This window comes from Chrysosporum bergii ANA360D (genome assembly GCF_029891735.1).
GTDB classification, from domain to species: Bacteria; Cyanobacteriota; Cyanobacteriia; order Cyanobacteriales; family Nostocaceae; genus Umezakia; species Umezakia bergii.
The window spans coordinates 1-10,871 of record NZ_JANQDH010000101.1 but is presented as its reverse complement, the minus strand read 5'-3'; the positions used below and the strand labels follow the sequence as shown (position 1 = coordinate 10,871).

Sequence of the window (10,871 nt, the reverse complement as noted above, 5' to 3'; positions counted from 1 at the left end):
TTCACTTCCACCGGATTTAACCTTATAGTCCCGCACATCCCGCATACCAATCAACCCCACCGAATGGGGAAACGCCCGGGGACGACGGGGAAAACCTGAACGTAATTGTCTTAAAATAAAGATTAAAGCTTCATCTGTTAGGGAATCTATTTCATCTAAAAAGATTACAAGAGGTCTTGGAGATTGGGTAGACCACTCACTTAAAGTTTTGCCTATTCCTGAGTCTGTTTCACCCTCTGGCCAATAGGATGGTTGTAGTTCTTTGGGTAAGTAAAACTTAATTGCCTGTTTCCATTCTTGTAAAATAACCTGCTCCGCTTGCTGGGGATTATGGGAAAATCCCGATCCTACTTCCACAGAGAGCATGACGGCGGTGTATTCCCCACTATCAGTCAATTCTTGAGCTAGAGCTATCATAGCGGTGGTTTTGCCTACTTGTCGCGGCGCATAAATGATAAAGTAATTGCGACCATCAATTAGTGCTTTCAAATCCGGTAGTCGAACCGTTGGGGAGAGCATATAGTGGATATCAGATTGGCAAGGACCAGCAGTATTAAAGTGTTTGGGCATGGTGAGAAGGAGTTTTTAAAAATAACCTTACCGATTTTATTCTAGAACCTCTATAGACCAGCTCATAAGGGATCTTCATTGAAACCAGCACCCAACACCCTCAACTCATGGCATTACTCAAATAATACGCCATAAAAAAAGCCCCCCACCAGGTGAGGAGCTTTTCATTTACCAGTAAAGCACGAGCTAATCGATGGTCGCGTTTATGCAATGAGTGGTGGCACAAAAAATCACAGTGCGATCGCAATTGATATTTACCACAAAAATGAGACAGGGGATTGGTTAATTCTGAGCTATCGCCCAGGCGATCGCAACGTCAACCTTCCCCGGTTAGTCGTTCTGACTGAGTTTCCACCTTTTGTCCAATTTTTGGTTCTTTACCTGCTAATAGTCTGTCAATATTACTACGGTGACGAATAATTACATACAAACCACCAAGCAAGCTAAATATAATATAAGCCAAGGGTTGTTGAAAAACTACCATCAAAATGGAAACAGCAATTGCACCAGCAATGGAACTTAAAGAAACAATTTTAGATATGGCAATCATCACTACAAACACACCCAGAGTACCTAGACCTACTTGCCAATTTATTGCTAATAAAATACCTAAGCTGGTAGCTACCGACTTACCACCAGTAAAACCTAAGAATATGGACTTGCTATGTCCCAATATTGCCATCAACCCTACTAAGGTGACTAACCACGATTGCCATGCTTCCACATTTAAACTGCTATCCATTAAGTTTAATTGACTACTGTATAATATATACACTGAATTAATGGCTAGAACTCCTTTCAAACAGTCAATAATTAGTACAAAAGCACCTGGACCTTTACCTAAAGTTCTCAAAACATTAGTTGCACCAGTAGAGCCAGATCCGACTTGTCTAATATCAATCCCTTTTAATATTTTACCCACCAGATATCCTGTGGGAAAGGAACCCAATAGATAGGCTAATATAATTACCAACCCACACCACACAAACCAAATAGTCATAATTTACAACCTAGTTATTAGAAATCTTCATCATATCTATCTCGCATCATTTTAGGATCAGGCGCAAAAGCTAACCACAAAGGAAATTGCAATAGTCCTAAACTAACCTGCTCTTCAGAATCATCAATGATAATCAAAGGCATTTGATTAGACTTAATTAGTCTATCCGCCTTTTGGGCTAAAGCGGTAGCTGCTTCAAATAATACCACACCTCTGTCCGGACCAAAATCAGAACGACCAATACCCAAACAATCTTGTAAACCCCTGCGCCATTCCCCTAACCTTTCAGGACTATTCGCTAAAACTAGTGTACGCAGGCGATCGCCATACAGTTTCTGTAGAATTGATACTGCTGCGGAAGAAATCAAAACATTTTGCAGACGACTACTCATGGTTTGTAAAGCACCACGTCCACCCAGAGTAAGAAACCATTTAGAAACTCGTTCTACATGAACGGGTTCAAAAGTGCGTCTTAGTTGCCATGGAGGACCATAATAGTCTGGTTGATTGCGATACTGTTCTAGTAGTCGCTGAATCTGCTTGGTTGTTTCTTGAAACTGTTGTTGAGCGAACTGTACACTAACAGACTGGCTTACATTAGATTTAACTTCTTTGGCAAAATCCTGCTTAACTTCCGTAGTTACCGATTTAAGTTTTTCTGGAATGGGAACAAGAGGTAATTGCTCCGCTGCGGTCACCAAGTCCTGTAAACTCCCTGTGAGGTAGTCCTTAAAACCCTGTACCCGAATTGCCAGATCCTGGGAAGTTCCTGCAAAACTTGTGCGCATTTCATTTTTAATGCGTTCTTGTCTCCGTTCTAATTGCTCCACGGATATTTGTAGATTTTGTTTACGTTGTTCTAAAAGAGATAATGACTCCTGCACTATTCTAGAAAGATTGGTTTGGGTCTCCGATACTTGACTTTGAAGCGCAATATAAGTTACTTGTAGTTGGGAGATTTCCGTTTTCAGTGCAGCTTGAGTAGATTGTAAATCAGCTACCTGTTCTGCTGTAACCGTATACAAAGAATTGAGATGGGGATCTGATTCCACCACCTGACTGACATAAGATTCAATTGGCGATAAAATTTCCGTCGGCGGTGGGGTTACAGGAGTAGTTGGTTCCTCCCACCCGTCATCCGTCAGTTTTGCAGTAGAAGATTCCTCTTGGCTCATAATCTCATCATAAAATAAATCAAGCGAGTCTATCACTATCTTGACATACTCCCTGACCAACAAGGTGACCTTAGATGTTGATAGAAAAAATTTTTTAAAAAAATACTTGACACCATCCCGGGGGTAACTGCTATAGTAGTGAAGTGAAATCAATGGGGCGTAGCCAAGCGGTAAGGCAGCGGGTTTTGGTCCCGCCATCCCTAGGTTCGAATCCTAGCGCCCCAGTTTTTAGCTTCCCAAAAATGCTATAATCACTACCATGAAGTCGAAAAAAACAACCTGCTTCATGAAATACAATAGGAGGGGAGAATGATACCTAATCCCGCTATTATGGGAGCCATAGAAAAGCTCGGCTACCGTGTTACAGTAGGTGATGTAGCTGCCAGATCTGGTTTGGGACTTGCTGAAGCAAATGAAGGAATGTTAGTTTTAGCTGCTGACGCAGGTGGGCATTTACAAGTAGCAGATACGGGGGACATTGTTTATCAATTTCCACAGAATTTTAGAACAATTTTAAGAAACAAGTATGTGCAATTGCGCTTACAGGAGTGGTGGGCAAAGATTTGGCAGGTGCTGTTTTATATAATTAGGATTTCTTTTGGTGTTTTACTGATTGCTTCAATTGTCATCATCACTTTAACTATAATTATCATTATTACTGCCAGCAGCTCAAATCGGGATGAAGATAATAGGGATGGAGGATTTAGGGGATTTGATATCTTCTTTTTTCCAGATTTGTTTTGGTATTTTAGTCCGAATTATTATAGTCAAGAAAGACGAATAGAAAGAAAAGAAAATCGGGGGAATGGGGAGTTAAACTTTTTGGAAGCAGTATTTTCCTTTTTATTTGGTGATGGTAATCCTAACAGCAAATTAGAGGAAAGACGTTGGCAACAAATTGGCAGTGTAATTACTAATAATCAAGGAGCAGTAGTTGCTGAACAAATTGCCCCCTATTTAGATAATTTAGGGGAAAAATACCAACAGGAATATGAAGATTATATGTTACCAGTTTTGGTCAGGTACAATGGTAAACCTCAGGTAAGTCCAGATGGACAAATTGTGTATTATTTTCCTGAATTGCAGGTACAAGCCAGCAAAAAAATAGATGAACCAGTAGATTTATTCTTAGAAGAGAACCCATGGCAATTTAGTGCTGCTAATTCTGGACAAATTATGATGAGTGCCGGTTTGGGAGCGCTAAATCTGGTAGGAGCTTTAGTGCTAGGTAATTTACTCACTCAGACAGTTGGCTTAGAAGCGGGGGGACTAGTAGGTTTTGTGCAAAGTATTTATTGGTTACTGTTGAGTTATGGAATTGGCTTTTTGGGGATACCCTTGGGACGTTATTTTTGGATTCAATCGCGCAACCAAAAAATTGCTAGTCGCAACCGCGAGCGTTTAGAGCGAGTAAGAGTTCTCGCAGATCCTAGTGAGAGTTTACAAAAGAAAATAGACTTCACCCGTAACTTTGCCCAAGAAACAGTTATTGGCAAAGAAAATGTAATTTATGGTAGTGACAGAGATCTGCTAGAACAAGAATTTGAGCTTATTCCCCCTCGTGAACAGGAGGAAGAATAGCTCAATCTCAGCTTAGTTCCATTAAGTAGGGAGGCACAATTTCACAATTATTTGTAGGATGGATTAGCGGTGGCGTAACCCGTGCGGGTGTTGGGTTTCATACTTCAACCCAACCTACGTTCATCTTATATTTAATTCCACCCACCTACTTAGACAGGTCTAAAACTCACCCGCTAGGGACAAAACACATCTCTCACACAACAGGGGATGGTCTGAGGACTCTCCCAGATGAGTGGAATAATTCCAACACCTATCGCATTTCTCTCCCTCCGCATTTACCACCCCTATTGTCCAATTTTCCGTGGTTGTTGTATATTGCAATTGGGAGAGTTGGGTTAAATCCTCTGGGATCTCTACTTGTGATACTATGAGCAGGTATCTCAGTTCATCCACTCCATTGTCCCTATCCGGGTTGAAATGGAAGTCTTTGATGGTTTGAGATAGGGGTGAATGCGAATTGGTAAGGTGAACTAATATTTTGGCCTCTAGGGAGGAACCAATCCTTTTTTCCATCCGCACCTGTTCCAAGACCTTATTAACATCCGTGCGCAGCATCCTCAAAGTATGCCATTTATTTTCCAATTCAGGATTTTTCCACTGGGGATCAACCTTTACCCACCCAGCTTGAAACACTGATTTCTCACTTCTGGAATAGGGAATAAATTGCCAAATGTCTTCCGCAGTATGACACAACACTGGAGCGATCGCCCTGACTAGGTTTTCCAGGGCTATATGTAGGATTGTTTGACAACTGCGCCTTCTAAAACTATCAGCTGCGCTAATATATAATCTATCCTTGGCAATATCCAAATAAAAGTTAGACAGGTCTACAACGCAAAAATTCTGAACTGTTTGGAAAAATCGGAAAAATTGAAAGGTTTCAAAGGCTGCTGTTACTTCACTAAACACCTCGTATATACGATGCAACATGTACCGATCCAATTCCGGCAATTTTTCCAGAGAAACCGCATTTCTTTCCGGGTCAAAGTCATGTAGACTACCCAATAAAAATCTTGCCGTATTACGGATTTTATTCCTGATATCAGCTAGTTGCTTAATGATATTACCCCCTAAACGGACATCCCCGGAATAATCAACGGAGGAAACCCATAATCGCAACACATCTGCACCGTAGGCGGGGTCTTTTTTCTGATCCTTACCACCATTAATGATAATTTGTGGATCTACCACATTACCAATTGACTTACTCATTTTTCTTCCTTGTTCATCAAGGACAAATCCATGGGTCAATACGGTTTTATAGGGAGCAATGCCATTTACTGCTACGCTGGTTAATAGGGAAGACTGGAACCACCCTCGATGTTGATCTGAGCCTTCTAAATACATATCAACGGGATAGGTTAGTTCCTGTCGCTGATTAGCTACAGCTGCCCAGGAAGAACCAGAGTCAAACCACACATCCATAGTATCCATACCTCGACGATATTTATGCCCATTACTACGGTAGGGTTCTGGTAAGAGTTCTGCAATTTCTAGTTCCCACCAAGCATCAGAACCTCGCTGGGCAATAATAGCTTGAACGTGATTAATGGTGTCCTCGTTTAGCAATACCTCCCCCGTTTCTTGGTCGTAGAATACGGGAATAGGAAGACCCCAAGCCCGTTGACGAGAAATACACCAATCCGATCGCTCTGCTACCATGGGGGTAATACGGTTTTCCCCTTGGGGAGGAATCCACCTTACTGAGGCGATCGCTTTTAAAGCATCCTCTCTAAAGCCATGAACTGAAGCAAACCACTGTTCTGTAGCTCGGAAGATGGTTGGTTTATTAGTACGCCAGTCATAGGGATATTTATGTTGATAAGCCTCTTCTTTTAGTAAAGAACCTGCTTGTGCAAGAGCATCAATAATTGCTTGGTTACCTTCCCCTAGAACATTCAAGCCAGCAAATTTACCAGCATCCTGAGTAAAATTACCGTTTTCATCTACGGGAGCGAGGATTGGTAAGCCATAACGCTGTCCGACAATGTAATCTTCTTGACCATGACCGGGAGCTGTATGTACCAGACCCGTACCGGAATCGGTAGTAATATAATCACCACCAATAAGCACAGGACTTTCCCGGTCAAATAGGGGATGACGGTAGATAGTATGTTCTAAATCCTCACCAGCAAAACTCACCTGCACTCTCAAATCCACATTGAGAATGGTGGTCAAGCGGGGAACTAAATCAGTGGCCACAATCAGATATTTGTGGTGGAAAAGGGAAGTTTCATTAGGTAAAACCTCCACCACCGCATAATTTAATGACCCATTAACTGCGATGGCTAAATTGCCAGGTATGGTCCAGGGAGTAGTTGTCCACACAGCCAGTGCCAAATCGGGCATAAAAGGTGCCAAAACTGATTTCAGCTTTTCCGAAACCTTAATTACTGGAAAAACGGTGTAAATACTCCTAGAAACGTGTCCTTCTGGATATTCTAATTCAGCTTCTGCTAAAGCGGTTTTAGAACTGGGACTCCAATGCACAGGCTTGAGACCTCGGTAGATATATCCTTTTAAGTACATTCTGCCAAATACACCAATTTGGGCGGCTTCATACTCTGGCTGTAGGGTTAAATAGGGATGATCCCAATCACTCCATATCCCATAACGTTTAAAACTATTTAGTTGTTCCCTAACTGCTACTAAAGCAAAATCTTTTGCTTTTTGACGTAACTGTAAGGGAGTGAGATTTTGCCGTTCTGGGGACTTCATAGCTTGCAGGACTTTCAATTCAATTGGCAGTCCGTGACAATCCCACCCAGCCACGTATCTAACTTTACGACCTTGCAGTAATTGGTAACGGTTAATAATATCTTTGAGAATCTTGTTTAAAGCGTGACCAATATGCAATGAGCCATTGGCATAGGGAGGTCCATCATGAAGTATAAATAGTTCGCCCGGGTTTTCTTGAGCCAGGCGCGAGTAAATGTTATTTTCCGCCCAAAATGTTTGGATTTCTGGCTCGCGTTTTATTGCGTTTGCCCGCATATCAAAATCAGTTTGGGGGAGATTAACGGTATCCTTGTAATTTCCAGTTTCGGTCACGGTTTCATGCCTATATATTTGCTGTTATTTGGTCAATTATAGCCGTCAACCAGGTGAAGGTGGGAAAGAACGCCTATCCCACAATTAGTTTTCTAGTTTTCCCCATCATCCTTAATACGAGTTTTGCGCTCTAAAATCTCTTTTAACACCAAGGTGACCACTGCCAAAAGTGCTAACAAAACTGCTGCAGAAAAAGCCGCCTCCGTTTCATATTGTTTATAGGCATCCTCTACAAATAAAGGTAAACTTTGGGTAGTATTAGCGATGTTTCCAGATACTACAGAAACCGCCCCAAATTCCCCCATGGATCTGGCATTAGTTAAGATTAAACCATAAAGTAAACCCCAACGAATGCTGGGTAGTGTAACACGCCAAAATGTTTGCCACTCATTAGCTCCTAGGGTTTTTGCTGCTTCTTCCTGATCTTTACCAAACTCCTCCAATACTGGAATCACTTCTCTAGCAACAAATGGCATACTGACAAAACAAGTCGCTAGAACCATCCCAGGAAAGGCAAAGATAATTTGAATATCATGGGATTGCAACCAACCTCCAAACCATCCCTGTCTCCCGTATAGCAGAACAATCATTAGACCCGCTACTACGGGGGAAATGGAAAAGGGAAGGTCAATAATACTTAAAACTATTGCACGCCCAGGAAATTTATGCCGTGCGATCGCCCAGGCTGCACATAGACCAAATACAGCGTTAATAGGTACGGAAATTACTGCTAATAAGAGAGTTAACCAGGCCGCATGAAGAAAGTCTGTTTTGGTTAAGTTATTCCAGAAAGGTTCAACACCTTTAATAAAGGCTTGAACAAAAACATTAATAGCTGGAATATACTGTACCAGAAATAAATAACCAACTGCTATGGCAATTAAAACAGATGGTACCCAACTTTGCTGTTTTTGATATTGTGATTTTTGTCGTGATTTATTTGTTGTCATATCTTCTTGCCCAAGCCTGTAATAAATTAATTGCCACCAATAAAACCAGGGAAATCAGCAGTAAGACCACCCCTATTACTGTTGCACCCGAATAATCGTATTGTTCCAATCTTTGGAAAATCAATACTGGTGCAATTAAGTCTTGAAATGGTGTGTTAGAAGAAATAATGACTGTGGAGCCATATTCACCCACAGCACGGGAAAAACCTAAAGCCACTCCGGTTAAAATTGTCGGTAATAGGGGTGGCAAAATCACTTTCATAAATGTCTGCCATGGGGAAGCACCCAAACTCCACGCAGCTTCTTCCACATCTTTTTCCATTTCTTGCAATACAGGTTGTACAGTTCGCACCACAAAAGGCAAGGATATAAATACCATTGCTACACCTACACCTAACCGAGTAAAAGAAACTTTAATTCCCCAAGGTGCCAATAAAGAGCCTAACCAACCATTATCACTGTAAACAGTCGCTAAGGTTAAACCAGCTACTGAAGTGGGTAAGGCAAATGGTAAATCTACGGTGGCATCCACAATTCGTTTTAAGGGAAAATCATACCTGACCAGAACCCAGGCCACTAGGGTTCCAAACACCCCATTAACCGCCGCCGCTAAAAGGGAAGTAATAAAAGTCACATTATAAGTGGCTAAAGCTATTTCACTGGTAGCAATTTGCCAAAACTTTGTTGGTGGTTCCGTACCAGCTTTGAGAAACATAGCCAAAACGGGTAAAAATAACATGACCAACAGGTAAAAAATAGTAATTCGCCATGTCCAAGATAAACGAGTCGCTCTATTTAACAATGTTCTGGCAAAACCTGGTCTGTTGGAGTTGCTCACATCTGTGGGTGTGGATAAGGTCATAATTCTAAATTCATAATTGATTCAACTATTTGCCCCAGGCTTGAATCTGGTCAAATAAGGCTCCATCATCAAAAAACTTTTTCTGCACAGCTTCCCAACCGCCTAAATCTTTCACTGTACTCAAAGTCTTAACGGGAGGATACTTATCTACAAAGGTTTTACTTTTTGCTACGGTAGTATTTACTGGACGAAAACCAACTTTGGCAAATTCCTCTTGAGCTTGGGGAGTAAATAAGAACTGAACAAAAGCCTCCACTACTTCCCTATTGTTATGTTTATCAACATTCCTATCTACAACCGCAATGGGATTATCAATGGAAATATTCACGTCAGGAATTGTGTAATTGACCTTCATTCCATTTTCCTGCGCTAAAAATATCTCATTTTCATAGTTAATCAAAGCATCCCCTTGACCCTGTTTAAAGAAGGCATCCGTCGCTTCCCTTGCGTCCTTTGTTAAAATGGGAACATTCTTATATACTTGGCTCACAAATTCCTTGGACTTGGCTTCATCACTACCAGTCCTAATTACTGAGTTCCACAAAGTCAGAAAATTCCAACGTGCTACCCCGGATGTTTTAGGATCAGCAGTAATTAGTTTTACATCATCCCTTGATAAATCAGCCCAGGTATTAATATTTTTAGGATTGCCTGGGCGGGTTACCAAAGCAGCTACAGACTGGGAAACTATAGCATTATTCGGAGCTTCTTTTTCCCAACCTGGTTGAATTAAACCTGCTTTTTCAATCTTTTTAGTGTCCAAGCCCAAAGCTAGGTGCACAACATCAGCGGGTAAACCATCAATTACCGCACGAGTTTGTGAACCAGAACCCCCATAGCTTTGTTTAAATATCACTTTTTGCCCATGTTCTTGTTGCCATTTTTCCACAAATTTAGGAATAATCGCTTCATGGGCGGTCTTTGTCACGGCGAAGGACACTAAAGTGATTTCCACCTCTTTCTTACTAGAGGAATTAGTTCCCCTGTCTCCACAACCACCAACCACCACACCTAAAAATATACCTATTAAGCAAGGTGAAATAAAACTTTTGGTCGGTTTTACGCGCAGTATGCTTACGGGTAATCTACAACCCCAACCCATTTGTGTTCTCCTTGGTAATTTTAAAAATATAGGAAAGAAAACCTGACTTTGACGATAGACAATAAGGTGATTCTAGCAGGTTAGGGACAAAAGTTGCCAACTAGATCAAAAAAATTATTAGATAAGTATTACTTATAGTAAAGCTACGATCTATGATTTAATTAAATACATCGATTATACGATAGATATTTAGTCTTTTAACTATTGATTTTGAGTGGGTGGTTTGATAGAGTCCAATCAGTAGGCTAATTACAAATTGTCTATCAATTTACAGTGGATTACAACAATCAGAGGAAAAGTTACCATGTCTATCAAAAATGTAGCGGTTTTAAAAACTACCAATACAGTGTTGGCGGTTATTTTAGGTGTTAGCACCGTATTACCCGTATTGGCGGGAAGTGCAAATCAAAACAAGTTAATTAGTCAGAAACCCAAGACTGTAGAGATTACCCTTGTAACTTATGCAGTTACAAAAGCTGCTTACAGTAAAATTATTCCCGAGTTCGTAGCCAAGTGGAAAAGGGAAAAAGGTCAAGATGTAATCATCAAACAAAGTTATGGTGGTTCCGGTACTCAAACT

At 41.0% G+C, this 10,871-nt stretch carries 8 protein-coding genes, 1 tRNA gene and 1 pseudogene; 3 read left to right on the top strand and 7 right to left on the bottom strand.

The window, feature by feature from the left end:
• From NWP17_RS14845 to NWP17_RS14835, 3 genes are all read right to left on the bottom strand, one after another.
• A partial coding sequence (locus tag NWP17_RS14845; protein WP_280655656.1) for an ATP-binding protein occupies positions 1-570 on the bottom strand: 570 nt, incomplete at its 3' end.
• Positions 571-886: 316 nt separating this feature from the next.
• Positions 887-1,570, bottom strand: coding sequence for a glycerol-3-phosphate 1-O-acyltransferase PlsY (plsY, locus tag NWP17_RS14840; RefSeq protein ID WP_006278688.1), 684 nt, complete (start codon positions 1,568-1,570; stop codon positions 887-889).
• 17 nt (positions 1,571-1,587) lie between these two features.
• A complete protein-coding gene (locus NWP17_RS14835; protein ID WP_071241755.1) occupies positions 1,588-2,745 on the bottom strand; it encodes a DUF3086 domain-containing protein in 1,158 nt (385 codons plus the stop codon).
• 153 nt (positions 2,746-2,898) lie between these two features.
• On the opposite strand from NWP17_RS14835, the gene NWP17_RS14830 reads away from it, so the two are divergent.
• Positions 2,899-2,970: transfer RNA gene (locus NWP17_RS14830), tRNA-Gln, on the top strand.
• A gap of 84 nt (positions 2,971-3,054) precedes the next feature.
• The gene (locus NWP17_RS14825) at positions 3,055-4,326 is read left to right on the top strand and encodes a hypothetical protein (protein WP_006278690.1); all 1,272 of its coding nucleotides are present in this window, start codon (positions 3,055-3,057) and stop codon (positions 4,324-4,326) included.
• Between the two features lie 159 nt (positions 4,327-4,485).
• Here NWP17_RS14825 and ileS read toward each other — a convergent pair whose 3' ends face one another.
• From ileS to NWP17_RS14805, 4 genes are all read right to left on the bottom strand, one after another.
• On the bottom strand, positions 4,486-7,377 hold the full coding sequence (gene ileS, locus NWP17_RS14820) for an isoleucine--tRNA ligase (RefSeq protein ID WP_280655655.1): 2,892 nt from the start codon (positions 7,375-7,377) through the stop codon (positions 4,486-4,488).
• 92 nt (positions 7,378-7,469) lie between these two features.
• Positions 7,470-8,327: a sulfate ABC transporter permease subunit CysW gene (gene cysW / locus NWP17_RS14815; RefSeq protein ID WP_006278420.1), complete on the bottom strand. Its 858-nt coding sequence runs from the start codon at positions 8,325-8,327 to the stop codon at positions 7,470-7,472.
• Positions 8,314-9,189 (bottom strand): sulfate ABC transporter permease subunit CysT, encoded by an 876-nt coding sequence (cysT, locus tag NWP17_RS14810; RefSeq protein ID WP_006278419.1) that lies wholly within the window; start codon positions 9,187-9,189, stop codon positions 8,314-8,316. Before cysT ends, cysW begins: the two co-directional genes overlap by 14 nt.
• 25 nt (positions 9,190-9,214) lie before the next feature.
• Positions 9,215-10,291, bottom strand: coding sequence for a sulfate ABC transporter substrate-binding protein (locus tag NWP17_RS14805; protein ID WP_280655654.1), 1,077 nt, complete (start codon positions 10,289-10,291; stop codon positions 9,215-9,217).
• A 304-nt stretch (positions 10,292-10,595) separates the two neighbouring features.
• Here NWP17_RS14805 and NWP17_RS14800 point away from each other — a divergent pair.
• Positions 10,596-10,871 (top strand): annotated as a pseudogene (locus tag NWP17_RS14800) (sulfate ABC transporter substrate-binding protein); the annotation flags it as partial.

Bases quoted from the DNA above. Each gene is read 5' to 3' on its own strand.
- plsY (WP_006278688.1), bottom strand. From the start codon at position 1,570: ATGACTATTTGGTTTGTGTGGTGTGGGTTGGTAATTATATTAGCCTAT.
- NWP17_RS14835 (WP_071241755.1), bottom strand. From the start codon at position 2,745: ATGAGCCAAGAGGAATCTTCTACTGCAAAACTGACGGATGACGGGTGG.
- NWP17_RS14825 (WP_006278690.1), top strand. From the start codon at position 3,055: ATGATACCTAATCCCGCTATTATGGGAGCCATAGAAAAGCTCGGCTAC.
- cysW (WP_006278420.1), bottom strand. From the start codon at position 8,327: ATGACAACAAATAAATCACGACAAAAATCACAATATCAAAAACAGCAA.
- cysT (WP_006278419.1), bottom strand. From the start codon at position 9,189: ATGACCTTATCCACACCCACAGATGTGAGCAACTCCAACAGACCAGGT.
- NWP17_RS14805 (WP_280655654.1), bottom strand. From the start codon at position 10,291: ATGGGTTGGGGTTGTAGATTACCCGTAAGCATACTGCGCGTAAAACCG.